Below are 26,336 nucleotides of genomic sequence, written 5' to 3' on the forward strand. Positions count from 1 at the left end.
GTCCAGTTTTAGACGATTTTTTTAATGCGTTATGCGGTAGCTAAAACCTGTGCTTAATAAAATTGATTGATGTGTGTTAAAGCCAGAGCCCACTGTGGCATCTAGCTGAAAGTTATTATTAATTAAATAGGTAATCCCTGCATCCCAGGAGTGATTTGCGGTATTATTTTCAGGAAAATCACCATAAATTTCGGCGTATAAGGCTAAATTATCTGTGAGGCTGTACCCATATGATAAGGTGTAGATGTAGGCGGCTGAGCCAGAATCGTCAACCCATTCTGCGCCCAGATTGTATCCTAATGCAGATTTTTCACTTAAAGTGTGGGCAAAAGCAAACCTGAGATCAATTCCTGTCGTTTCTGGTTTAAAATCTGAGTTTGCTGTAAATGGAAGATATAAATGACTTAAAATTGCCATTTTAGGGAGCAATCCATTTTCTTCTGCAATACCAATTTTGGCTCCTAAAAGTAGAGGTGAAAAACCTTCAGCTTTTTTGGCATTGCTACTTTTTACCTGCTCATAATTTAATCCTGCACGTATTTCGAGGTTTTCAAGTAAGCCATAACGTAGCAATGTGGTATTTAAAGTGTATATTTTTTCGTCAAGAACGTCATAATCATAAGCTTCATACCCGGCGCCACTTTCTATCTGTAACGCACCTTTTTTTATAAGACTAGAAGATTCTGTAGCGTCAGGACGATCTGTAATAAGATTATCATCTGTTTGAGGTTCCTGAGCAAGAATACTGGCAGAACCCAGCAGACCTAGAACTAAAATCAGGTTTTGTTTCATAAAGCCAATCAATCTTATTATTTTTGACAAACAAAACTAATTAAGTTAGACATGACTAACAAATTAAATTCAGTTAATTTAACAAAGAGCGAAGAAGACTATTTAAAAGCGCTCTTTGCCCTCATTCACATTGAAGAAAATGAGCGCGTGGGTAATAATCAATTAGCTGAATATCTTGAGCTTTCACCGGCATCTGTGAACAATATGGTTAAAAAACTCAAGAAAAAAGAGTTGATCATAAGTGAGCGCTACGGCAAACTGCAGTTAACTAATAGCGGGAGAGATATTGCCATTGTGCTGGTGCGAAAACATAGATTGTGGGAGACTTTTCTTAATAAGTACCTCAATTTTTCATGGGATGAAGTGCATGCTGTGGCAGAACAACTAGAGCATGTCAAGTCTGAAAAGTTAATTAGAGAGCTTGACCGTTTTATGAATTTTCCTAAAAAAGATCCTCATGGGGAGATTATACCAGATGCAGACGGCAGTTACCGCAAAGAAGAGAAGATCATGCTTTCTTCACTTAATACCGGTAGTGTTTGTCAACTGGTTTCTGTGAATGACGGCTCTGTGGGTTTTTTAAAATACGTCTCGCAAATAGGTCTCGCACTAAGCAGCGAGATAAAAATTCTCGAGCATAGAGAATTTGACGACTCTATTAAGATACAATTTAACGAGCATACAGAAACGATCTCAAAGAAATTTGCAGATAATGTTTTTGTAAGGCTTGTAGATTAATCCTAGCTTTAATCCCTTATGGCTGAGGTTTGAGTCCGCTTAAAGCGAAATACTGTGAACCTACATTGCTTTTCTTCAATCTATTGCCTTTTATGACTACACCTGCCCATTACGATTACATTATTTTAGGAACCGGACTTTCGGGCTTAATGCTGGCCTATCGCTTGTCACAGGACACATACTTTAAAGACAAAAAGATTTTACTTCTTGATAAAGCACAGAAAACCAAAAATGATCGAACATGGTGTTTCTGGAAAGAAGGCAAGAGTGAATGGGGATCTATAGTCTCAAAAAAATGGCATACAATTGCAGTAAAAGGAAAAGACTATGAAGACACTATAAATTTAGAAAACTACAGTTATAATAAAATTGAAGCAAAAGATTTCTATAGTTATTGCTTAAGTGAGCTTGAAAAGGTTTCTAATATCACGATCAGGGAAGAAAAAGTTATTGACTTTAGCGAAAGAGAGGATGCTGTCACCGTTAAAACGGAAACGGCAGATTATAGGGCTCAAAAAGTATTTACCAGCATTCTTCCTGTAGAAAGACTTGAAGAACAAAAGCATTCTCAGGTCTTACAACAGCATTTTATAGGGTGGGATATTGAGGCAGAAAATCCCGTTTTTGACCCTGATTTGGCCACTTTTATGGATTTTACGGTGGCGCAAAAAGGCAACACCCGATTTATGTATGTGCTTCCTGTTTCTAATACCAGAGCACTTGTAGAATACACGCTTTTTTCAGAAAAATTATTACCTGATGCAGAATATGAAATGGCAATAAAAGAGTTTATTACTGAATTAGGAGTTACAAACTACACGATAAAAGCTACCGAAAAGGGATCGATACCCATGACTTCATATCCGTTTGAACGGCACAATACTAAAAATATCATGCACATAGGCACCGCGGGTGGTTTTACTCGTGGCAGCACCGGTTTTACCTTTAATTATACCGATAAAATCACCATAAGATTAGTCGATTTTCTGAAGAAAGATAAAGATTTCAGGTTGTTTAAAATGAAGAATAGATTTAGATGGTACGATCGTTTGTTTCTTGATGTACTTTACCGAAAGAATGAAATGGGATCTCAAATTTTTACTACGATGTTCAAAAAGAACAAGATTCAAAATATTTTTAGATTTCTGGATGGAGAAAGTACACCTGCAGAAGAAGTAAAATTAATATGCACATTACCTAAAAAACAGTTTCTAATCGCCTTGTTTAAAGAGGGAAGCAAGGGCTAGAACTACATGCCACGCTCTTTCTGAATGATCTCGTAAGCTTCCCGTACTTTCCTAAATTTTTCCTGAGCCCCGTTGCGATAGGCTTCATCCATATGTTGTAGTTTGTCTGGATGGTATTTTTTTGCCATTTCGCGATAAGCTTTTTTAACTTCTGCATCTGTAGCAGATTTCTCAAGTTCGAGAATGGTATAGGCGCTTTCGGCATTTTTAAAGAACATCGCTTTAATGCTTTCAAACTCGCTGCGACCCAATCTAAGGTAACCAGCAATTTCAGAAATTTGATTAACCTCTGGAGCAGAAACGTAGCCATCTGCCTGTGCGATACTGAATAAGAAATGTATTATTTGTAAACGCACTTCTGGTCGTGTGCGCTGTACCAGATAACTGCAAATACGCTGTGCATTTACTTCTCTGTTTTTTATAACATCATTAAATGTGCGAAAGGTAGCATTAGCTCGCTCTTTACCATATGATTGTACAAAGTATTGACGCACAAAATCAAGCTCTCGCTGGCTCACATTGCCATCTGCTTTTATTACAATAGAGCAAAGGGAGAGAAGATTGAGCTCAAAATCACCCGGAGTTACCGTTTGACTTTGTTGATTAAAAATCGTCCTTGAGCTCTGGCCACTGCTTTTGTTGCCCATTAAATTATCGATAAGCGACCCTATAAGGTAACCGGCAAAAGCACCATATAACCTACCAAAAGCAAAACCCAATACGGCGCCCAGCCATTTAATCATATTACTAATTCTTGAATAACGGTTGCAAAAATAAACGTCTTTATATGAAGTATGAAGCTAAATGGCAGTAAATGTTACAGCTGCATGCTCAATAAATATAAACCTGAGCTTTCTTGCAGCATCCTTGTAGGGAACTCTATTCTATCCCGACTATAATTATGTATCTTTGTAATCTTTAATAAAAAATTAAAATTATGTATCCAGCAGAACTAGTTAAACCTATGCGTGAGGATCTTACATCTGTAGGCTTCACAGAATTACATACAGCAGATGATGTGCATGCCGCCATGGAAAAAGAAGGAACTACACTTGTTGTTGTGAATTCTGTTTGTGGATGTGCTGCTGCTAATGCGCGCCCTGGTGCACGTATGGCTCTTCAAAATGCTAAAACCCCAGATAATCTTTTTACAGTATTTGCAGGTGTAGATCGTGAAGCAACAGATCTTGCCCGTAGTTTTATGATTCCTTTTCCTCCATCTTCTCCTTCTATGGCGTTATTTAAAGGTGGTGAATTGGTTCATATGTTAGAGCGTCATCACATTGAAGGTCGTCCTGCAGAATTAATTGCAGATAACCTGAGAGATGCGTTTAATGAATATTGTTAATACTTCTCATTAAATTCATTTAATTATGAGTTTAAGGAAGTTTATCTATAAATAAGTCAAAAAATAATCCCGCTATTTAGCGGGATTATTTTATTTGCGATTATCTGCCATATATATAGGTTAAACCTAAACTGAATTATAAATTTGCAAGCGTTTTCAAAAAACGTATTCGTTTTGTAAACCAATGCTTATGTCTTGTAAATAAGACATTAAATAGAAATAATTCAATCACGTTATGCCTGGTAAGAAACCTTTCTTGCACCGCTTTCACATCTGGAGGTACAAACATATCTCTAATGCCAATTTTATATTTGTTCTTAGTATTATAATAGGGCTTACCTCTGGTTTAGGAGCAGTCCTCATTAAGAACATAACCTTTATTATTCAGGATTTTCTTGAAGGCAGGGTGGTAGATAACTATCATTATTGGTTTTATTTTCTTTTCCCCACCGTTGGTCTCGTTCTCACGGTATTGATCACAAAATATATTGTGCGTCACCCAATAAGTCATGGTGTGCCGGCTACCCTCAAGGCGATTTCAAAAAAGAAAGGTATAATGGGCACCTACCAGATTTTTGCTTCTTTGATCACGGCTCCTATCACTGTTGGTTTTGGTGGTTCTGTAGGTCTTGAGAGCCCTACTGTAGTTACGGGGGCGGCAATGGGATCGTATATCTCACGCATCTTTCATATGAATCAGGCTACACGAACCTTGCTTATAGGTTGTGCAGCTGCGGGAGCGATGTCCTGTATCTTTAAAGCGCCTATTGCTGCCATTATTTTCGCAATTGAGGTTTTTAGCTTAGATCTTACTTTAGTTTCACTTTTACCACTTTTACTTGCATCTATTTCGGCAATATTAACATCATACTTTTTCTTTGGTTCAGATACGTTATTGCCATTTACTCTTAAGGAATCTTTTACGATTGGCGATTTCCCGTATTATATTGTGTTAGGTCTTATAGCGGGTATGGTTTCTGTTTATTTCAGCAAGGTTTATTTTGGGATCACAGAGTATTTCCAAAAATGGAATTTGATCTCTCGAGTTCTATTTGCCGGTGCAGCTTTGGGCGTACTTGTCTTTCTTATTCCACCGCTGTATGGTGAAGGTTTTGATATGATAAACGACCTTATGCTTGGTAACGATATTGAAGCATTGGGCGAAACTTATTTTAGCGCTTACCTTGAAAATATTTGGGTAATTATCGCTCTTCTGGCAGGACTAGTACTATTTAAAGTGGTCGCCACCTCAATCACTTTTGCCGGTGGAGGTATAGGTGGTATTTTTGCATCAGTACTTTTTATGGGTAGTGCAATGGGAAATTGTACAGCTAAAGCAATAAATAATATTGGTATTCCTGGAGTTCATGTTTCTGAAAGTAATTTTACTCTGGTAGGCATGACAGGACTTCTTGCCGGTGTGCTACATGCACCTCTTACCGCAATTTTCCTTATTGCAGAAATCACCGGCGGCTATGGCTTGTTTATACCATTAATGATTACCGCGGCAATTGCTTATGGTATTAATAGATACTTTTTAACGCATTCTGTATATGCTATGGAGTTGGGCGTGCGTGGCGAACTTATAACTCATGATAAAGATCAGGCTGTTCTTACATTAATGAATGTTAACGGCATTGTTGAGACTAACTTTATTTCTGTACATCCTGAAATGACACTAGGTGACATGGTTAAATCTGTAGTTGCAAAGTCAAGCAGAAACCTTTTTCCGGTAATAAATGACGATGAAGAGCTGGTAGGCGTTATTACTCTTGATGATATTAGGGAGATTATGTTTGACTCCAGCTTGTATGACACGACTCTGGTTGAAAACCTGATGCACTCGGCTCCTGAGTATATATACTTAGAAAAGGATACGGCTAAAATAGTGATGCAGAAGTTTCAGGAAAGCGGCGCCTGGAATTTACCTGTCATTAAAAACGGGAAATATCACGGTTTCATTTCAAAATCTAAATTGCTAACTGCTTATAGAAGAAAGCTTTTGAGCTTTTCGCGAAAGTAATAAAACAACAAAATAAAATATGCGTACAGCTATTATAGTTCTGTTTTTTCTACTTGTAATTACGATGGGAGTAGGCTTTTATCTTAGAGAAATAGATGAGATTGTAGCGGGTGACCGCTGTATAGGTCTAAGTATTTTAGCAGCAGTTTTTATCTTAATGCCTATGTTTCTCTATCATAGATGGAAGAATAGAAAAGTACATGATTACATGTTGACAGAAGACAACATCAAGAAAATGAGGGACTTCTCAAACAAGAAAAAAACTGAAAATCAATAACTTTTAAAAATAAATTTACAATTTGCTAACCTTTGTTTCATTAAATCATGTAGATTTGCAACAATATTAATTTTTTACAATTTTATAATGAAAGGTACAGTTAAATTTTTCAATGAGTCTAAAGGTTACGGATTCATAACCAATGATGACACAGGTAAAGATATCTTTGTTCATGCAACCGGTCTTAACGGTGAAGTGCTTGAAGAAGGTGATCAAGTGGAATACATTGAGGAAGAAGGAAGAAAAGGTATGGTAGCTGCGCAAGTTCGCGTACTACACGACTAAAATATATAAGTATATTTAGAATTTTCCGTAGCCCCTTGCATTCGCAAGGGGTTTTTTAGTTTTAATCCCGAAGCTTTTGGTTTTTCAGGATAAAGAATTTTTGTCTTTAGGGTAATGATTTTCGTATTTTTAAAATATGCAGGAGACTTTAAAAATAGCAGGTGTACAGGCACATTTGGCTTGGGAAAATCCGGTGCAGAACCGCAAATACTTCACTGAAAGACTTAAAAATCTCGAGGACGTAGATATTATCGTTTTGCCAGAAATGTTTGCAACAGGGTTCAGTATGAATCCTCAAGGTCTTGCAGAAGATGAGCCAGGAGAAACATTGAGCTGGATGAAAGAGCAAGCCGTTAAAACCGGTGCTGCAATTGCAGGAAGTTTAATGGTTAAGGTACATCAGGATTTTTATAACAGATTCTATTTTGTAACGCCACATGGCGAAATTCATAAATACGACAAGCGACACACCTTTACACTTGCAGGAGAAGATAAGGTTTATACAAAAGGTAACAAACCGGTGATAATTGATTATAAAGGCTGGCAAATATGCCTACAGGTTTGTTATGATCTGCGCTTCCCGGTATTCTCCCGCAACGTGTCAAATTATGACGTCTTGCTTTATGTGGCAAACTGGCCGTTAACTCGTGTTTTTGCATGGGAAACACTGCTTAAAGCGCGCGCTATTGAGAATATGGCATATTGTGTAGGCGTGAATCGCATAGGTCTTGATGGCGGTGGTTATGAATATAACGGTCACAGCGGGATCTACGATTATCTGGGAGGCACTTTAGCTTTCGCGAAGGATAAAGAAGTCACAATTATCGCTCAATTATCGGCTATAAACCTTCAAAAAACGCGAAAAAACCTCAATTTTCTGGAAGATCGGGACTCGTTTCTGCTGCAGGAATAGTTGCTGGTGAACCTAGAATAAAGGTGATTTTGGGCAGCCAGCCAGCACGCACATCCTGTAATTCGGGATAGTAAATAATAGTCTCTGGTTGTCTTCTTGCCAAGTAATTCCCGGTGTCGTAAACGCCGTTAGCATTTAAATCTTCTATAAGTCTTACGTAATATTTACCCGGATTTACGATCCTGAAAGCAAATTCTGTTTCACCTTCTTTGGCATATTGCTCTCTTTTTACATCGCCGCTTTCTGTTACTAATTGAACGATATATGGGTAGTTTTGGGCGTTTTTTAAAGTGAGTTCGAGTTCGCCATAATCAGCATATTCTTTAGTAGAACTTTTAATGACAAGAGAATCGTTAGTACTTCCGTAAAAATCGGTTAACGCCTTGGGCAGAATTTGCAATGTGTATTTTTCATTCTCTTCGGTTTCAAAACCAAAAATAACCTGCGCTTGCTCAGGTATCAATGTGGTGCTAAAATCTACTAAAGAAGAATCTGCCTTTGTTAAGGAAATAAGACTTTCGTCTAAAGCAACCAGAGGTATACTTGCCTGTAGTTTGATACTGTCGCCTAATTTAAGCGAGCTGGAGGTGAGAGCACTTATTGTTAACGAGTCTTTTTTCATCTTCCTTTTGCGCAAATACAAAGTGTCTGTAGCTTTTTCAGTTTTAACCTGAAATACTAAAGAGTCACTCTCAATCTGAGGTTTGTACCAGTAACGCAACGTGTCTACATCTTCTTTATAAGAGATTAAATATTCAAAACCAGCAGGTTTTTCTGAGATCAATTCTATATCGATACTGTCCTTAGCGCCGGTATATGGAAAACTTACGCGCTGTTCTCCCGCCTGTTTAGGTCGTGAAACACTGGTTTCATTTTCGCTGAAAAGCGTAAGGGTATATGTGCTGTCTGTAGGTACGTCGATAAATGAGTCAAAAAAGGCGATTTTATCCTTTTCTGGCTGAAATGTGTAGTTATTATCCTCGTCTTTTAAGGCGGCAAGGCGATAACGACCTTCGCGCAAATTACTAAGCTCAAAAGTAACAGAGCTATCTAAAGTATTGGTAATATACCGAGGTGTCTGTTTATAGATAACAGAATCAGAATAGGTGCTGTCTACCTCGTAAAGCATCACAGTAACATAATCATCTGGCTCTCTCAATAAAGCGTCTTTAATGACACCTTTTATAGAAAGTGAATCTATATAATCACCAGTAGACATTACATATTTAAAAAAAGAAAAGGGATTGCCTTCGTTATTATCTACAACACTGTTGCCAAAATTGAAAACGTATGTGGTATTAGGGATTAACGTATCTAGAATCTCAATGTCAATATATTTAGCTGCGCTTCCCAGTGGAGTGATAAGCGGCGCCGGATTCATAGGCGGTGATATTATAAGCTGCTTCTGCAGGTCTTTTAATTTAATATATTCGTCAAAATATATGCGTATCTCATTCCCCTCAAAATTTGTAGAATAATTAGGTGGACTCGCATTTACAAAAACAGGAGGATCCTCATCTTTAGGACCGCCCGTAGGATTGCCGCGTTTAGCACAATTTACCACCAGAAGCAGGAGGAGAAATGAAAGCAGTATTTTTACACCGTTTTGAAGCATAGCGCGGCAAAGTAACGATTTATTTTTCGTGTAAACGAAAATTCTCATTGTGCTATTGCCATTACGGCCACACTAATTTTTACGTTTTTAATCTTTTTAAGAGCCAGATAACAACCTTCTATCGTGCCTCCTGTTGTAATAAGGTCATCAACTAATAGTATGTGTTTGTTCTGTAGGTTAGTAAACTCTCTAATATCAAACGAATTTAAAACATCTTTGCTTCTTGTGGCTCTGCCCATAAATACCTGAGTACGCGTAGACCTTGTGCGCACTAAGGCATCGTCTACGTAATCAGCATTAATAGCTTTTGCGATTGCTTTACCAAAACCAGAGACTTGATTGTATCCTCTTTTTCGTTTTCTTTTAGGATGTAGCGGTACAGGAACAACGCAGTCTATCTGGCAATAGTTTTCTAGTTCTGCTAATTCCTGCCCTAACCATTTACCCAGAAAAGTACTTATAGATTTGTCGCCTCTGTATTTAAGATTATGAATTAGATTTTGAACTAACGTTTTTTTGTCAAAATAGAAAAGAGCAGTGCCCAGTTCAATATCTGCACGCCCATACAGCAATTTTTGAATGGGTTTCTCCGTTACATAATGAAAACCTGTTACAGGTAATCTATGCCTGCATGAGGTACAAATTATATCTTCGCCATAATCAAGAACGGTATCGCATGCTTTACATGTTTTAGGATAAAAAAGATTAAATAAAGACCGCACTTGATTTGGTTTAAAAAATTGGTACTTTAAGTCAAGTTAATCAAAGAAACTTAGAAAGACGATTTATGAGCGCAACTAGTAATAGTAATGCTTTAAAAACACTTACTGCTATTCTTACCTTTTTGCTTTTAGGGCTGGGTATTTATACAATAAAATTTTACAATCAGGTGCAGAGCAATGAGGTTGTTCTAATACGTGAAAAAGAAATGATAGAAGGTGAACTCAAGGATATTCTTAAAAAATATAACGATGAAATTGCCGAAACTCAGGTGCTGCAAACGGAGTTATTAGCTGCTAAAGAGCGCATTCAGGGTTTGCTTGACACGCTTAAAGAATCTGAAGCAACTCAGGTTGTCTTACAGAACTATCGCATAGAGATTAGACACCTGCGTAGTGAAAGAGATGTGCTTCTGCAACGTGCAGACAGCCTTACGCAGCTAAACGAGGCTTTGATAGCAGAGAAAACCAATACAGAAGAAGCCTTTGGCGAGACTATCGTTGAGCGTGATTCTCTACAGGTCACAAATCTTAATCTTCAAAAAGAGATTGAGAAAGGCTCTCAATTAACAATTAGTAATCTTGAACCGGCTGGTGTGATTGTAAGATCCAGCGGCAAACAGATCGAGAATAGCAGGGCCAGGCGTATTGATGATATCGAGATCTGTTTTACCATAAACGAGAATCCACTGGCTAAAACAGGTGAGCATACTATCTTTTTACAGATTATTAATCCACAGAATAATGTAATAGGAGCACATAAGACTCAGGAATTTGGTGAAGACCTTCTTATCTATAGCGCTTCTAAGACCGTTAATTACAGTAATGCCGAGATGAAAATGTGCATTCTGGCCACTTCTACAGAAGACAGTTTTGAGGAAGGCCTGTATCAGGTTAACATTTTTGAAGATGCACGTTTGCTTAGATCTGCAGTTTTAGAACTTAATTAAAAATAAGGTCTAAAGAACAAAGAGTAAGCTTGGTTTTTTTACTTTTGCCCATTGTTTAAAAATCTATAAAAAAGCATCGATTCATGGCACAGCAGGAAGATCATTTTAAAAAAGTTATTTCACACGCTAAAGAGTACGGCTATATTTTTGGCAGTAGTGAGATCTATGATGGCCTAAGCGCTGTTTATGACTATGGGCAGAATGGAGCAGAACTTAAAAAGAACATAAGAGATTACTGGTGGAAGAGTATGGTACAGCTTCACGAGAATATCGTAGGTCTTGATGCCGCAATATTTATGCATCCCACAACCTGGAAAGCTTCAGGACACGTAGATGCTTTTAATGACCCTTTAATTGATAACAAAGATTCTAAGAAGCGCTATAGAGCTGATGTTCTCATTGAGGATTATGCCGAAAAACTCAATCAAAAAGCCGAAAAAGAGATCGCTAAGGCGAAAAAACGTTTTGGTGATGCTTTTAATGAGGAGGAGTTTGTAACTACAAATGCACGTGTATTACGATACAGAGAAGAACAAACTCAGGTAATACAACGTATGGCTCGCTCGCTTGAAGCGGAAGATCTTGCAGATGTAAAAGCGCTTATAGAGGAGTTGGGCATTGCAGATCCTGAAACAGGTTCTAAAAACTGGACAGATGTGCGTCAGTTTAACCTAATGTTTGGTACAAAACTAGGAGCTTCAGCAGAGAATGCTACAGATCTTTTTCTTCGTCCGGAAACTGCACAGGGGATATTTGTAAACTTCCTGAATGTACAGAAATCTGGAAGAATGAAAATTCCTTTTGGTATTGCACAAACCGGTAAAGCTTTCAGAAATGAGATAGTTGCAAGACAATTCATATTTAGAATGCGTGAGTTTGAGCAAATGGAAATGCAATTCTTTGTACGCCCTGGTGAAGATTCAAAATGGTATGAATACTGGAAAGAAGCGCGTCTTAAATGGCATCTTTCTCTAGGTTTGGGTCAGGACAACTATAGATTTCACGATCATGATAAATTAGCGCATTATGCAAATGCAGCAGCAGATATAGAATTCAACTTTCCTTTTGGTTTCAAAGAACTGGAGGGGATTCATTCTCGTACAGATTTTGACCTTAAAGCTCACGAAGAGCATTCTGGTAAAAAACTACAATTTTTTGATCCAGAGCTAAATAAAAGTTATGTGCCTTATGTAATAGAAACTTCTATTGGTCTTGACAGAATGTTTCTTGCTGTTTTCTCTCAGTCTTTACAAGATGAAGAATTAGAAAATGGAACCACACGTACAGTTTTAAAGATTCCTGCAGTAATTGCACCAGTCAAAGCGGCTGTTCTTCCTTTAATTAAAAGAGATGGTTTGCCAGAAATTGCGCAACAAATAATTGATGATCTAAAGTGGGATTTTAATGTGGCTTACGACGAGAAAGATGCCGTTGGTCGCAGATACAGAAGACAGGATGCAGCAGGTACTCCATATTGCATAACTGTAGATCACGATACTTTAGAAGATAACACGGTCACAATAAGAGATCGCGACACTATGGAGCAACATCGCGTAAAGATATCAGAGCTGGCTGCTATCATTCATAAAAAAGTAGATTTTAGATACTGGATGAAATAAAGAATTGATAGAAAGCCCCTTAAAAAAGGGGCTTTTTTTAAATCGGATGCAATAAAACTTTCGTAAGTTTAATGCACTGTGCCTGTTTGTTTTAATTACTTTTTCCTGCTTTTATGAGAAACTCTTACTTTAATTTTTTCGGTTGCCTGATAATAGGCATTCTATTTTCAACTAGTGCTTTTGCACAAAAGGTGACTCCGCGTACCATCGGTAATTTTCATTTAATAGGAGAGGCAAAAAGTATAGCAGAGCAGATAAAAACGGGTAGTCTGGTGCCGCCAGATCTTTCAGGTGAAAGTGAAGAAGTAAACCCTAAACGCAGAGGAACTAATAAGGTTGTGCCGGGTAAAGGTTTTCCTAAGGGGAATGACCCGTTAGTTAAAGACCAAACTCAAACGCAGACACAAACAAAATTACAAATACAAGATAGCCCCCTTTTTGTATTTGATGTTGGTAACAGCAATTTAAGAGCTGCGCCATCAGATCCCACAGGGGCTGCGGGACCCAACCATTATATAGCAGCCTGGAATTCAGCTTTTAGAATTTTCGATAAACAAGGAAATCCCTTGATGAATGAAGCATCTCTTGCGACACTTTTTCCGGGGAATGAACTAGGAGATCCTATTGTCTTGTATGACGCACCAGCAGACAGATATATAATTACAGAATTTGATGAGTCGCCTAACGGATTGAACATGGCCATTTCTAAAGGTCGTGATCCTATTAATGATGGCTGGTATATTTATACGACAGGTCTTGAAACAAATGCGTTTCCTGATTATGCAAAATTCTCGATATGGCACGATGGTTACTATGTTACGGCTAATATTCCCGGAGCAGAAAGTACAGAAGTAGATGCGGTTTTTGCAATAGAACGCGATAAAATGCTGGTGGGTGAAGATGCGAGAATTCTTTCTTTTCCCTTACCCGGAATTGAATTGAGTGGCTTTTATAGTCCACAAGTGTTTAATGTAGGTAATAGGAATATGCCTGCAAGCGGCCCGGCCACTGTTGTTTACATGCAGGATGATGCCTGGTCTGGTGTTGATGACGATCATTTAAAATTATGGAGTGTAAGTGTAGACTGGAACGACCCGCTTAATTCTACAATCTCACAACCTGTGGAACTCACAACTGCAGCATTTAATGGTGTTTTTGATGGTGGTTCCTTTTCAAATTTATCACAACCGGGAGATCCTACTAATCCCGATGCGGTTATTCCAGATCTGGATGCATTACAGGCTACGATTATGAATCAGGCGCAGTTCAGGCAATTTGATACCTACAATTCTGTAGTATTTAATTTCGTTGTAGACGTAGAAGGTGGTGTAGAAGAAAAAGCCGGGATAAGATGGTATGAATTAAGACAGAGCGGGGACGGCCAGCCATGGTCTATTTATCAGGAAGGAACATATGTTTCTCCCACTGTGCAGAATGCTTTTGCGGCCAGTATGGCGATGGATAGCAAAGGAAACATTGGCATGGGTTATTCTACGGTAAGCGAGACACAACATGTTGCGATACAATATACCGGAAGGTTTGCAAGTGATAAATTAGGTTCTATGACAATACCAGAAACGCTAATTGCACAGGGGAGTGATAATGCAGAAGAATCGCGATACGGCGATTATACACATCTCACTGTAGATCCTGAAGATGATAAAAAGTTTTGGTTTGTTTCAGAATATTTTAATCCTACCAGGCAAGATGTGGTAGGCGTTTTTCAGCTTGAGCCACCCTTTGATAATGATGTTGAGATTGTTGAGATCACTGCTCCCCAAGATGACTTCTTAAGCAATGCTGAATCTGTCACCATAAGAATTCGTAATCTAGGCAATAATGAAAAGTCAAATTTTCCTATATCTTATAGTATTGATGGCGGAACTCCTGTAACCGAAATGTTCACAGGTACATTGGCTTTTGAAGAATATGGAACATACACATTCTCCACTACAGCAGATCTTTCTACAGAAGGCAAAACGTATGCGATAGAAGGCTGGACGAGTTTAGAAGGAGACGAAGATCCAGATAATGACAGGTACGCTGAAAATGTTACTCATTTGTGGGATAAAGATTTAGGTGTTACAGCTCTTACTGCCCCTGTTTCTGGAAGTAGTTATAATGATGAAAACATCACTATAAGTCTTTATAATTATGGGGGAACTGCGCAATCTAATTTTCCGGTAACTTATTCTGTAAATGGCGATGCTCAAGTGACTGAAAACTTCACAGGAATCTTACCCTCACGAACTACTGTAGATTTTACTTTCGCTCAAACTTACAATTTTGCTCAATTAGGCGCTTATAATATTACAGCAAGTACAAATTTAACAGATGACTCAGATCACAGCAACGATAACTATTCTACCACAATATATGTTGATATATGTAAGCCTGAAGGTAATTGTGAGTCTGATAACGACGGTGTGACAATATTAGACCTACAGGGAGTTCATATTGAGACTGAATGCAATGCAACGGGTTATGCAAGAGATAATGATATCTTGGTAAAATTTGATACGGAAGAGCCTACCGTTACAGGAACGCTGCAGACAGGTTATGAAGATTCTGTCTTTGCTATTTTTATTGATTTTAATGATGACAGCGTATTCGATGCTGATGAGATAGTAGCTCAGGGAACTGTCGATTTTGCAGATACTGATACAGAATTTACCGTTACGCTACCGCGAGGTGCAGCATTAGGGAAGCATAAGATGAGAGTGCGCGGCGAAGATGAAGATGGTGATGGTGATGTTACCTTAGCCTGCGATCCTTTAGAATACGGTCGTACAAATGATTATATGGCAGAGATCTATGATTCTCTGGGCGTAGAAGATGAAGAAATAAGTACCGTAGAACTCAATATCATTGAGAATGAAAAAAACAAGTATACGGTATCGCTAGAAAGTCTGGAAGCAAGAGGCGATATGGCATTTTCGGTTTATAATCTTTTAGGTCAAACACTTGTATATAACTGGATACCTAATGAGGGCGGAAGATATGAGTACGATCTTGATATGTCTTACGCAGCTCCCGGGATATACATTGTGCGACTAGGCAACAAAAGAGCTGGTGGAGTCAAGAAAATTCTTGTGAAATAAAAGTTTCGGCTTATTTAAAATGCACATTAGATAAAGTTACCGGCAACGCTTTTTTACAGCGGTTAGCCATGCGCATGCCCGTATATTCAAAAAAGATCTCAAGACTGTCCTTTTTAAATTCTTCATCCATATTTACCGGGTCGAGATAATAAGGCAGCTTTTTATTTAGAACTTCAATTACAAAAGGGCAATCGTTAGCTTCCTGAGAAGCGATAACGCGACCTTCTAAAAGGCCTTCAGTATCAAACGAATATTTCATGTCTGCGGTCGATTTTTCACCTTCTGAGCCCGATTTTTGCAGCGCAGAGCAGGAGAATACGGTGAGGCAGAATAAGGCATATTTGAGTAAAGATAGTTGAGATTTCATAATACATAAATTTACTAAAAGAAAGCCCGTAACTGCACATTCCCGGTGTGAATTGTTCTCGTATTTTCACTTTTTCTGCCAAAATAGGAGATGTTAAGGTCAAGAAACTTTGTAAGCCGCCGCTGTGCCAGCAAATTCCAGGTGAAGTTGGTTCCCGGCTGTAAACCTTCAAGCATTTGGTAAGCAACAGGAGAAAAAGGGCTTCCGGTAAAACTATTTTTGATGTATTTCACCTCGCCATTTAATGAGATTTTCTCTGCATTATTGTATGAGAAGGCGAGACCCAGATTTTGCTGTTTTAAATTTTCCATATCGCCCAGCTCATTATCCTTTTTTCCGAAGGAATAAAACGCTTCCAGACGGGAAAAATCGGTAAATAAGTATGAAATTTTAGGTGAAATATTAAAGTTTAAAATGTCAAAATTCCTATTCTCATAATTTTCAGAAGTGCTCTTTGTGCTTCCAACCTCACTTTTCAAATTAAAGAGATACGATTCTTTGATGCGGTGCAAAAAGTTGAATTGATTATTGCGCAGTTCATTTTCCTGAAGCCCTATAGAAAGGAGATTTTTAGTCGTTGTAGCCAGATACGTATAGCTTGTAGAATACTTCTGTTGACCACGGTTATAGAAGAGGGTGTTACGCACGCTCAGGTTAAGTCCCAGTTCGTTGCTGCTATCCTTAAATGGGTTGATGTCAAAATTATCACCATCTCGCAAAATCTTGCGATCTATTAAATAACTGGTCTGGTTGTAAAAATGAGAAGCAAATTTCTTAAATCCATTTTGCCCGGACCATTGCTGAAAATTAAATGTGAGTAATTGACTTAGTTTATTTTGATGGGTGCGTACAAACACCTGATTAGGCAGCAATATTTTTATAAAATCTGCTTCATCCCTAAACTGCGCCACTTCAAATTCCTGCAGCTCCTGTACGCCATTGCCGTTATAATCGTTCCACGTGTGTGTGCCCTGCCCTTCATCAACTTTCACATAGGTAAATTCCTGTTGAGGTAAAGTCCCGCTGTTCGTTTCAAAAACGGTATTCCAGCGTATGATATCGTTAAAAAAACTTTGGTCATAAATAAGTCTGGAATTTAAGGATCGCTCTTTTTCAATATTCTCATCGGCATAATCCAGGGTTCTGTAGTTTACAAAAAGACCCAACGAAGTGCTGCTGTTTTTAACCAATTGTGATTTTAAATAGTAGGTGTTACTCGTGTTTACACGCGATAAATTTTCGCCTTTAAGGCTATCGTTTACACGAAATCTATAACCCACTTCTACAAAAACATTGGTGCTGTCTCCCACACCGGTGAATCCTTCATAAGAAGTAAATCGCTGACTTAATGCATCCAGCTTTCGCGAAATATTATTTTCAACCTGATTATCTTCAGCTCTTAAACGGGCACCCACCCATACTTTCTTAAGATCGTAAATGGCCTGGCTATAAATACGGAAGAATTTAGTATCTGTTGTGTCTGCCTTCGTATTTAGAAAACTTGTGTTAACCGAAGCGCGTACTTTTGTTCCGTTTAAAAAACCGGTAAATAAATGCCTATTTCCGGCAAAAGAGTCACCAAAATTGAGATTCTCAAAAGTGTAATTTGCCAGTAATTTGTCTTCATCTGTATAGTGCAGGGCGGTGGTTATAAATGTCTGATCGCCTGACGTAAAAAGAGGAAGGTTCCAATCGCGGTTAAACTCGATATTGTATGTGCGCTCTACATTTGTAAAACTGTCTTGTATGTAATCAATATTTGCAGAAACATCCAGCGATTTTTGGTCATTTTTAGCTAATAATTGATGCTGTAGGCTGATTTTTCCGGCAAAACCGTCGTTATTTTGATCGTCGAGATCTGAGAATAGGTTAAGGTCGTTTTTGCTTCCCGCACCTTCAAAAAATATTTTTGTGTTTTCTGTGGGTTCATAGTTTCCCTGCACCACAGCCATCTGTAGTTTTGTAGGAGCAAATAGCTGAACAACCGGCGCATAATTTCCCTGTGGTACTCCGTTTACTGGCGCTACATATTCATAAATTCTGCTAATTGCATTGTTACTGCTTAAAATGTAATTGCCCTGATTTGCTCCCACAAGAGAAAAGCGCACATTATATAGTTCGTCATCAGGATTATTAGAAAACACAAAGATTTCCTGACCATTCACAATATCTTTTCTATAGAGAATTTTGTTGTCACTATATGAGTCTGCAGTTGCGCTGGGTGCGATCATAGCGCTTTTGTCATCGCCTGCACTTTGTAAAATGTCAACCTGATCTGCATTTAGATTTTGTAATAAAGGCTGGTTTTTAGCATCATTTTCAGAATAAACATGAGCGCGTAAAGTCAGTTTCTCATCATCTGTTTTATAACCACCGCCGGCGTAGGCGATTATACGCGTAAAATTCTGCTCGCTGTATTGATATTCTACACTAATACGCATCTCACTGTTTATGGGGAAGGTGGGGTTAAATCGTATTTCGCCGGCGTTATAATCAATGACATAATCTTCATTCTCGCCACGTTTAAGCAAAATTCCATTTACAAAAACACGCTCACTGCCAGAAACGATGAGCACATACAACTCGCCGTTAGGTCCGGTAAGTTTATATGGACCTTGATTACCTTCCTGCCCGGTAAACCGGCTTTGTGTAAAAACACCTTTAACGAGGGCTCCGGTGGCAAAAAGATCGGTTTCACTCTCTGCATTGTCAATTCTTCCGCTAAGTGAGAGTCCCTGAACTTTTTTATTAAATCGGCCAAAGTAAGAAGTATTGTTTTCAAGATTGATATCACCTGCACGTATATTCCAGTTGTCACTGTATAGCTCGATAAAGATCTGGTCAAACTCATCAAGTCGCTGCGAGTAACCACCTTCCTGCTGGGGGATATTGGCATCTTGTATAGAAGCTCGCAATCCCACTTTATCACTTAATTGCCCGCTGATTTGCAGATCTAATTCTGAGTTTACCGTGCTGTTTTGATTATTACCAACAGTAACTCCGCGCACAATACTTCCCGAGGTCTGCAAGCCATCAAAAGGTGTAAAATTGGTCAGGTCGCGCTCTTTAGAAAGGGCATACGCTTTTTGTAGATTCCCGGTGCTGTTTACGATCTTATCGCGGTCGTATAAAAAATATTTTTTGGTTAGAAATTCGGGGTAGACGCGATATTTAAAGATAAGCGTATCTGGCGGAGATGTGTCGCTTTCGCGAAAGCTAAACACCGCTTTTCCATAATCTATAGAATACGCAGTAGAATCGAGCTGCTGCCCGTTCTTGAGAAAAACCTGAAAAAAAGAACTGTTTATACTTACTGAATCAAGAACTATGGTTTCTCTTAAGGCAAACTTTTTTACTCTAAAATCTGGGTCAGTCCTATCCTGCGCAAACGCGAGACTTGACAAGAGAAGAAAAAATACCAGAGAAATGTTGCGCATTAATGGTTAAAACTAAGAGATAATCTAAAAAGTATGAAACGGCTTCAAATTTAAACTTTAAATAGTTTGAGCAGCCTCTGCCAGAATACAGATAATATTTGTGTGTACACATCGATTAAGTACCTTAGCACTTTTTGCAAAAATTACATAATGAAAATTATCTCATACAACGTCAACGGAATACGAGCAGCAATACGAAAAGGTCTGCTTGAATGGATCACACAGGCAGATCCTGATGTGCTGTGCATTCAGGAAACAAAGGCAAATGCAGACCAACTAGATCTTGAACTTTTTAAAGCGTTGGGTTATTATAATTATTGGTTTAGCGCCCAGAAAAAGGGGTACAGCGGAGTTGCGATTTTGACCAAAAAAGAACCAGATAATGTTGTTTTTGGGACAGGTGTTGACTACATGGATTTTGAAGGTCGTAACATACGCGTAGATTTTGGTGATATTTCTGTAATGAGCCTGTACTTACCTTCCGGGACAAATATTGCACGTCTTGATCATAAACTGCAGTATATGGCAGATTTTCAGACTTATATTAACGTTTTAAAGCAGGAAAGACCCAATCTTATAATTGGTGGTGATTACAATATTTGTCACGAGGCTATAGATATTCACGATCCTGTGCGTTTGCAAAATACGAGCGGCTTTTTACCTGTAGAACGTGAGTGGATAGGCGGTTTTATAGATAGTGGTTTTGTAGATTCTTTCAGGCATCTAAATAAGGAGCCAGACAATTATACCTGGTGGAGCTACAGAGCAAATTCCCGAGCTAACAATAGAGGCTGGCGTATAGATTACAATATGGTTAGTGAGCCATTAAAAGAAAAAATAAAAAGAGCCGTTATACTACCAGATGCAATGCATAGTGACCATTGCCCGTTATTGGTAGAACTTAGCGGCGTGGCAGATCTTGCAGCTTCTTAACTTTAACTAACAATAATTATTAAAAACATGATCAAAAAAATTTGTGTGTTGCTTGTGAGTAGCTATTTATTAGCATCATGTGTATCAGCCAAAGTGTACAAAGACCTTGAAGGAAAATACGCCGATTTAAAGGCTGAAAACCGCGATTTAAAGAGTGATTTGACCGATTCTGAAAGTCTGAAAAACCAATTTAAAACTGAAGCTAACAGGCTGCAGGCAGAACTAGACAAAGCCACAGCAGAACGGGATAAACTGGCAAGAGAGTACGCTGCCGCGAAATCTAATCTAGAAAATCTGCAATCTTCTTACGATGCCTTAGAGGCTAACAGTTCTGCTCGTCTTGCAGAGAACTCACAAAAAAACAGGGAGCTGTTAAAAGAACTTGATGAGAAGCAGGCGGCGCTGGCTGCAGAGCAAACCAGGCTTGACAAATTGCAACGAGATCTGGCAGATCGTTCACATCGTGTAGATGAACTTGAGAGTATGATCGCTGCAAAAGACGCCTCTATGCGTGCTTTAAAAGACGCGATCTCAAAAGCGCTTGTAGATTTTGAAGGTAAAGGTCTTACCGTAGAGCAGAGAGATGGTAAAGTGTATGTTTCTCTTGAGAATAAATTACTTTTTGACAGCGGTAGCTGGATGGTAGGTACTCAGGGTAGACAGGCTGTACAGCAATTAGGAAGTGTGCTGGCACAAAACCCCGATATTTCTGTATTAATAGAAGGCCATACAGATAATGTGCCTTACGGTGGTAACGGGCAAATACAAGACAACTGGGATCTCTCAACAAAACGAGCAACTGCAATTGTGCATTTGTTAAGTGAAAACAAAAATATAGACCCCAAAAATCTTACTGCTGCCGGCCGTGGAGAATTTGCTCCAGTCGCCGAAAATACATCAGCAGAAGGAAAAGCAAAAAACAGACGCATTGAAGTAGTGCTTACGCCAAAACTAGATGAGGTAACAAAACTGCTCAACGACATATAAAAATCGGCTTTAAAGTATGAAAAACCTTCTTTTTAAGAGGGTTTTTCGCTTTTATGGAGGTTTGTTACAAGTGCGATGGTTTAACTTTGCCAACTTTAAATTTATGCCTTCCGGCGAAAAAACATTCAATGAAATATACCGTACTACCTAATACAGATATAGAAATAAGTAAATTATGTCTGGGCACCATGACCTGGGGTCAACAGAATACAGAAGCAGAAGGTCATGCCCAGCTTGATTATGCTGTAGAAAAAGGTATAAATTTCATAGATACCGCAGAATTATATAGCGTACCTGCAAAAGAAGAAACGCAGGGAAGCACTGAAAAAATTATAGGAAGCTGGTTAAAGAAAAGAGGCAAGAGAGATGATCTTGTTATAGCATCTAAAATAGCCGGTCCCGCCGAAATGACTAAACACATTCGCACCGGTGGTTTTGCAAAAGAAGAAATAGCAGATGCTATTGATAAAAGTTTGCAGCGTTTACAGACAGATTATATTGATTTATATCAACTGCACTGGCCAGATCGTAACACCAATTTATTTGGTAAGCTAGGCTATGAGCACGATCATGATGAAGAGTGGGAAGACAATTTTGCTGAGGTACTTGAGACTTTAGATAGTTTTATTCTTCAGGGAAAAATTAGACACATAGGTGTAAGTAATGAAACACCATACGGACTGTCGCGTTACCTGGAAGAAGCCAGAAAGGGAGCTCCTAAAATGATCACCGTACAAAACCCATATAATCTTTTAAATCGAAAAGATGAAATAGGACTTACAGAAATTCTACATCGTGAAGGTGTGGGCTTGCTGGCGTATTCTCCTTTAGGTTTTGGTACACTTACTGGTAAATATCTTGATGGTAACAAACCTGAAGGAACACGGGTTACACTTTTCCCACAATACAAACGCTACCACAGTGAGAACAGTTTTGAAGCTACGCGAAACTACAGAACGATTGCTCATAAATACGGGCTAAGCTTTGCCCAAATGTCTCTCGCCTTTGTAACCGAAAGACCATTTATTACCGCAAATATTATAGGAGCAACAAGCGTTGAACAGCTAGGCGAGAACATAGACAGCATCAACTTAAGTCTTTCACAGGAAATTCTTGACGAGATAGAAAATGTACACAAAGCATTTCCTAATCCTGCACCATAAATTGATTGAAAATAAATAGAAAAGCCTTCCAGAAACTTAATTCTCGAAGGCTTTTCTATTTACTTGTCACCCCGCATATTTGAGGGTCTTGTTTCATTGCTAAATATTCTTTCGCTGTTAAAACTGGTAATTTAGAATTTTTGAAATCCTTTTTGTTTCTCGTAAGGATAATTTCAACATTATTTTCTATTGCCGAATAATATTTTAATCCGTCTTCTAAATCAGGAAAGCTTTCATCGCTCAGGGCCAGTTCCATTATTTTATCATTTAACGTTAATAACTCGACAAGTACTTTGATTTTTCTTAAAATTTCTCGCGCTTCTTTTGCTGATTTTAGTTTTGTAAGTATGTAATTGGTATTGGCAAAAGCTAATGATGAAATTGTTAGGTTCAGTTCTTTTTTGTCTGCCTGAGAAAATAAATTGCCGCATCTTGATAAAATTCCTTTCTTTTCGAAAGTAAGTCTATTACAATATTCGTGTCTATTAATAATTTTTTTTCAATTGTACTTCTTCATTAAATACTTAGCATATTCATCTTTTTCATCAAAATCATCATCTAATGAAATAACCGCACTAAGACTTTTCACCAATGGTGTAATTTCAGTTTCCTTATTTTCATTTTCGGTTAAAGAACCTAAATAGGATTCTATTAATTTAGAGAGACTAATTTTATTTGACTTAGCATAATGTTTTGCAGTTTCAATAATATTAACATCCAGACTTAATGTGACCTTTTTATCCATCGCCAATTACTTTACGTATAAATATTAATTTATTACGTAAATTTTAATGCTTTCCGATTTTTTTGCTAGGGGCGATCTTGAATTTTAACTCACAAATGCGCTATACCCGGTAATTGCCCTGCCTACGATAAGTGAATTGATCTCTTTGGTTCCTTCGTATGAATAGATGGCTTCAGCATCAGCTACAAATCTTGCAACATCATATTCCAGTAAAATACCGTTACCGCCCATTACTTCGCGTGCGCGACTAACAACATCACGTGTACGCAATGAGCAGAACACTTTAGCAAGTGAAGCGTGCTCATCAGTTAAGATGCCCGCATCCTGCATTTCAGAAAGGCGAAAACATAAAGTTTGCATAGCCGTAAGATTAGACAGCATTTCTACTAGATGATTTTGTATTAATTGAAAACTAGCAATTGGGCGACCAAATTGCTCTCTCTTTTTCGTATACTTCAAGGCACTTTCGTATGCTCCACGGGCGCAGCCCACTGCTTGCCATGCTACTCCTGCACGAGTCATTTGTAAAACTTTGGCCGTATCTTTAAATGAATTTGCGTTTTGCAGACGGTCACTTTCAGGTACGCGGCAATCTGTTAAAGTAATAAGTGCATTCTGTACAGTACGCAGAGCCATTTTATCTTCGATCTTTTCGGCTTTAAAGCCGGGGTTCTCTTTACGAACAATAAACCCCTTTACCCGATCTGAAACCTCGTCTCTAGCCCAGATTATTGTGATATCTGAGAAAGTAGCGTTGCCTATCCATTTTTTCTGGCCGTTTAAAACCCATTCTTCACCTTCTTGTCTGCAGGTAGTTCCTAGTCCGCCGGCAACAGCAGATCCTACTTCAGGTTCAGTGAGACCAAAGGCACCAATTTTTTCAAAGCGTTGCATTTTTGGTAACCATTCCTGTTTTTGTTCTTCGCTTCCGCATAAATAGATAGAACCCATTGCGAGACCACTATGAACACCAAAAAATGTGGAAATGGAAACATCTACCCGCGCCATTTCTACAGCCAAAATACCTTCCATCAAAAAGGATTGATTGGGGCAGCCATAGCCTTTATAAGCGATACCGCAAACATCAAGTTCTGCCAGTTTTGGTATAATCTGGTGTGGGAACTCGGCCTTGTTCCAGTATTTGTTAGCGATTGGTTTTATCTCATCTTCCATAAAGCGACGCACCTTTAGTTGTATCTCGCGCTCTTCAGGCGTAAGTTTTAGGCTGAGGTTGTAAAAATCGCCATCTATAGGTGGCAGGTTGTGCTGCCCTTTTTTTGCCTGAGTGGTGAGCATTTTCATCAAGCCTTTAAGCTGGCGATCATCTAATTCACCTACGGCGCTCATTACCTGAGTTAGATCTACTTTTTGTGAGAGTTTTGTCAAGGCGTCCATATCTATAGATTTTAATAGATTGATAGTGCCTTTGACCTTTGAGAATAACGACATCGTTGTAATTTAAGTAAGAAGCCTAAATATACAGCGTTTTTTACAGATGCAACTGTGAAACATTTAATTGCTAAATTCCCTGTACAAGACTCTCGTGTATAAATGCGTCTTGTGCATCTGCAGTTCTTACGTGGAGCCAGTTGGCGCTTCGGCCCAATAATTCTAATGTATCTCTTCTGGTGGCTTCTCCTATTTTTTTAGCTTTCGCGAAAGCTGAATTACGCAAATTTGCCCGGCTGGATTTTACCACGATTTTCTCATGTATGTCTTTCTTCACATCTGTAGATGCCAAAGGAGCTGTACCTTCAAAAACATAAGGCAACGGATTTATAGCACCGCCGCGACCTCTGTAAATACCAAAATGCAAATGTGTAGGTGTTGTGCGTGCGTTGCCGGTATTGCCCACAAAACCCAGTGTATCTCCTGTTTTTACACGCTGCCCCTGAGTTGATGCAATACTGTCAAGATGGGCGTAATAAAGAGAATTACCCCATAGGCCAGCCCGTAGCCACACCTGTTTACCACCCAGACCTCTATTGCCTGTTGAGCTTATCCAGCCATCTGTGGCTGCAACTACGGGAGTACCACGCGGCGCAAATATATCTAAACCTTCATGTCTGCGAGCACCAGCATCTCGAGAAGCACCCCAAAAACTTTGTATGGCAGCGTTACCTTTGCCCACTACCGGAAAATGATACATAGGTGTGCGGTAAGCTTTTAAAGCAAAGTTAGTGTTGGCCTGTATTTCGGGCTGTATGATAACTTTATAATCGCCAGAATTTTCTACGGTATAGTGAAGTTCTTTATCCTTCAGGTCACTTTCTGCTATAGATTGATAGGGATTTAAACTGTCACCAGTTTTTTTATAAAGTTCAAGAAAAACTTTTGTAGCAGTAGTATCTGTGGCTGCTTCTAAATGAAAAACCTCTCCTTGTTCCAGCTTAACATCATAACTATAAACAGCATCACTATTTGTATAATAATGACCTTCTTCCAGATAAGGTAGTTTTATAGATAAACTGTCTGCAAATGCATTTTTATAGGCTTGCTGCCAGATATTAAATTGAATAGTGTCTGTGACAAAATCGCGTTTATAAAGCTCACGTGCAGTTGGGTTTGTGAAAATATCTGTGGCCTTTGTAAGTTTTGAACACGCATTAAGAAATATAATACCTATTAGTAAGAGTATTAAGTTTTTGATTTTCATATGGTTATTTTCCTTTTATAGCACTTTAAAGGAAGCAGAAATTATGCCAAAAAATACCGATATTACCTCTAATATTACCGATTTTTAAAAAGATACCTGATTACCATTTAAAATATCGATTTTACGCAAAATGATATTTCATAAAAGGGTTGTAAGATTTTATATTTTTTTGAGAGGAATTTAGATTAAAAAGCCGCCTTTTTCACCTTAAAATCGCCTTTGGGATTTAAAAAGTAAATCTGGGTTTAGCCCTTGTAAAAGCCCTTGCTGGCGGTGTTTTTAACGATGAAATACACAGTGTTGATAATTGCTTTAATAAATTGATTATCAATAAATTAAACTGTTTGTTTAACAAAACTATAAGGGCGTAGGAAAACTCTTCGTGTTGAAAACTTTGTTGAAAACCGGCTCCCAATTAACA

General features: G+C 38.4%; 22 protein-coding genes and 1 pseudogene. 13 read left to right on the plus strand and 10 right to left on the minus strand.

What is annotated here, in order from left to right:
• Nucleotides 1-21: 21 nt before the first annotated feature.
• Entirely contained in the window at nt 22-792 is a 771-nt protein-coding gene (locus ACH3PA_RS07935) for a transporter (protein ID WP_416445419.1), read from the minus strand.
• A gap of 51 nt (nt 793-843) precedes the next feature.
• On the opposite strand from ACH3PA_RS07935, the gene ACH3PA_RS07940 reads away from it, so the two are divergent.
• Nucleotides 844-1,530, plus strand: coding sequence for a metal-dependent transcriptional regulator (locus ACH3PA_RS07940; RefSeq protein ID WP_416445417.1), 687 nt, complete (start codon nt 844-846; stop codon nt 1,528-1,530).
• Nucleotides 1,531-1,622: 92 nt separating this feature from the next.
• Nucleotides 1,623-2,777, plus strand: coding sequence for a lycopene cyclase family protein (locus tag ACH3PA_RS07945; protein ID WP_416445415.1), 1,155 nt, complete (start codon nt 1,623-1,625; stop codon nt 2,775-2,777).
• A gap of 2 nt (nt 2,778-2,779) precedes the next feature.
• Here ACH3PA_RS07945 and ACH3PA_RS07950 read toward each other — a convergent pair whose 3' ends face one another.
• Nucleotides 2,780-3,520, minus strand: a complete 741-nt coding sequence (locus ACH3PA_RS07950) for a TerB family tellurite resistance protein (RefSeq protein ID WP_416445413.1) — start codon at nt 3,518-3,520, stop codon at nt 2,780-2,782.
• 194 nt (nt 3,521-3,714) lie between these two features.
• On the opposite strand from ACH3PA_RS07950, the gene ACH3PA_RS07955 reads away from it, so the two are divergent.
• From ACH3PA_RS07955 to ACH3PA_RS07975, 5 genes are all read left to right on the plus strand, one after another.
• Entirely contained in the window at nt 3,715-4,125 is a 411-nt protein-coding gene (locus ACH3PA_RS07955; RefSeq protein ID WP_416445411.1) for a BrxA/BrxB family bacilliredoxin, read from the plus strand.
• 235 nt (nt 4,126-4,360) lie between these two features.
• A complete protein-coding gene (locus ACH3PA_RS07960; RefSeq protein WP_416445409.1) occupies nt 4,361-6,148 on the plus strand; it encodes a chloride channel protein in 1,788 nt (595 codons plus the stop codon).
• A gap of 19 nt (nt 6,149-6,167) precedes the next feature.
• A complete protein-coding gene (locus tag ACH3PA_RS07965) occupies nt 6,168-6,425 on the plus strand; it encodes a hypothetical protein (RefSeq protein ID WP_416445407.1) in 258 nt (85 codons plus the stop codon).
• Between the two features lie 87 nt (nt 6,426-6,512).
• Nucleotides 6,513-6,710 (plus strand): cold-shock protein, encoded by a 198-nt coding sequence (locus ACH3PA_RS07970; protein ID WP_099644402.1) that lies wholly within the window; start codon nt 6,513-6,515, stop codon nt 6,708-6,710.
• A gap of 136 nt (nt 6,711-6,846) precedes the next feature.
• A complete protein-coding gene (locus ACH3PA_RS07975; protein WP_416445404.1) occupies nt 6,847-7,623 on the plus strand; it encodes an amidohydrolase in 777 nt (258 codons plus the stop codon).
• Here ACH3PA_RS07975 and ACH3PA_RS07980 read toward each other — a convergent pair.
• Both ACH3PA_RS07980 and ACH3PA_RS07985 read right to left on the minus strand, forming a co-directional pair.
• Nucleotides 7,580-9,238 carry an Ig-like domain-containing protein gene (locus ACH3PA_RS07980; RefSeq protein WP_416445402.1) on the minus strand — a complete coding sequence of 553 codons (1,659 nt, stop codon included), beginning with the start codon at nt 9,236-9,238 and terminating at the stop codon, nt 7,580-7,582. The genes ACH3PA_RS07975 and ACH3PA_RS07980 overlap by 44 nt on opposite strands.
• 44 nt (nt 9,239-9,282) lie before the next feature.
• The gene (locus ACH3PA_RS07985; protein WP_416445400.1) at nt 9,283-9,960 is read right to left on the minus strand and encodes a ComF family protein; all 678 of its coding nucleotides are present in this window, start codon (nt 9,958-9,960) and stop codon (nt 9,283-9,285) included.
• Nucleotides 9,961-10,025: 65 nt separating this feature from the next.
• Between ACH3PA_RS07985 and ACH3PA_RS07990 the strand changes: the two genes are divergently transcribed.
• The 3 genes from ACH3PA_RS07990 to ACH3PA_RS08000 all read left to right on the plus strand — a co-directional run bounded on the left by ACH3PA_RS07990 (nt 10,026) and on the right by ACH3PA_RS08000 (nt 15,627).
• Nucleotides 10,026-10,907, plus strand: coding sequence for a hypothetical protein (locus ACH3PA_RS07990; RefSeq protein ID WP_416445398.1), 882 nt, complete (start codon nt 10,026-10,028; stop codon nt 10,905-10,907).
• Between the two features lie 83 nt (nt 10,908-10,990).
• Nucleotides 10,991-12,526 carry a glycine--tRNA ligase gene (locus ACH3PA_RS07995; RefSeq protein WP_416445396.1) on the plus strand — a complete coding sequence of 512 codons (1,536 nt, stop codon included), beginning with the start codon at nt 10,991-10,993 and terminating at the stop codon, nt 12,524-12,526.
• A gap of 113 nt (nt 12,527-12,639) precedes the next feature.
• Entirely contained in the window at nt 12,640-15,627 is a 2,988-nt protein-coding gene (locus tag ACH3PA_RS08000; RefSeq protein WP_416445394.1) for a GEVED domain-containing protein, read from the plus strand.
• Between the two features lie 10 nt (nt 15,628-15,637).
• Here the strand turns inward: ACH3PA_RS08000 and ACH3PA_RS08005 are convergent, their stop codons facing one another.
• Both ACH3PA_RS08005 and ACH3PA_RS08010 read right to left on the minus strand, forming a co-directional pair.
• Nucleotides 15,638-15,994 carry a hypothetical protein gene (locus ACH3PA_RS08005; protein ID WP_416445392.1) on the minus strand — a complete coding sequence of 119 codons (357 nt, stop codon included), beginning with the start codon at nt 15,992-15,994 and terminating at the stop codon, nt 15,638-15,640.
• A 14-nt stretch (nt 15,995-16,008) separates the two neighbouring features.
• Nucleotides 16,009-19,431, minus strand: a complete 3,423-nt coding sequence (locus ACH3PA_RS08010) for a hypothetical protein (RefSeq protein WP_416445390.1) — start codon at nt 19,429-19,431, stop codon at nt 16,009-16,011.
• Nucleotides 19,432-19,581: 150 nt separating this feature from the next.
• Between ACH3PA_RS08010 and ACH3PA_RS08015 the strand changes: the two genes are divergently transcribed.
• The 3 genes from ACH3PA_RS08015 (at nt 19,582) to ACH3PA_RS08025 (ending at nt 22,514) form a co-directional block, all read left to right on the plus strand.
• On the plus strand, nt 19,582-20,364 hold the full coding sequence (locus tag ACH3PA_RS08015; RefSeq protein WP_416445388.1) for an exodeoxyribonuclease III: 783 nt from the start codon (nt 19,582-19,584) through the stop codon (nt 20,362-20,364).
• Nucleotides 20,365-20,391: 27 nt separating this feature from the next.
• Nucleotides 20,392-21,351 carry an OmpA family protein gene (locus ACH3PA_RS08020; protein ID WP_416445386.1) on the plus strand — a complete coding sequence of 320 codons (960 nt, stop codon included), beginning with the start codon at nt 20,392-20,394 and terminating at the stop codon, nt 21,349-21,351.
• Nucleotides 21,352-21,479: 128 nt separating this feature from the next.
• The gene (locus ACH3PA_RS08025) at nt 21,480-22,514 is read left to right on the plus strand and encodes an NADP(H)-dependent aldo-keto reductase (protein WP_416445384.1); all 1,035 of its coding nucleotides are present in this window, start codon (nt 21,480-21,482) and stop codon (nt 22,512-22,514) included.
• A 55-nt stretch (nt 22,515-22,569) separates the two neighbouring features.
• Here the strand turns inward: ACH3PA_RS08025 and ACH3PA_RS08030 are convergent.
• From ACH3PA_RS08030 to ACH3PA_RS08045, 4 genes and pseudogenes are all read right to left on the minus strand, one after another.
• A pseudogene (locus tag ACH3PA_RS08030) lies at nt 22,570-23,018 on the minus strand (type II toxin-antitoxin system VapC family toxin).
• On the minus strand, nt 23,014-23,259 hold the full coding sequence (locus ACH3PA_RS08035; protein WP_416445382.1) for a DUF6364 family protein: 246 nt from the start codon (nt 23,257-23,259) through the stop codon (nt 23,014-23,016). The pseudogene ACH3PA_RS08030 and the gene ACH3PA_RS08035 overlap by 5 nt, the downstream one beginning before the upstream one ends.
• 84 nt (nt 23,260-23,343) lie before the next feature.
• A complete protein-coding gene (locus ACH3PA_RS08040) occupies nt 23,344-24,708 on the minus strand; it encodes an acyl-CoA dehydrogenase family protein (RefSeq protein ID WP_416445380.1) in 1,365 nt (454 codons plus the stop codon).
• Nucleotides 24,709-24,778: 70 nt separating this feature from the next.
• Entirely contained in the window at nt 24,779-25,915 is a 1,137-nt protein-coding gene (locus ACH3PA_RS08045; RefSeq protein ID WP_416445378.1) for a peptidoglycan DD-metalloendopeptidase family protein, read from the minus strand.
• Nucleotides 25,916-26,336 lie beyond the last annotated feature (421 nt).

The organism is Leeuwenhoekiella sp. A2, from assembly GCF_047946655.1.
Taxonomy (GTDB): Bacteria; Bacteroidota; Bacteroidia; order Flavobacteriales; family Flavobacteriaceae; genus Leeuwenhoekiella.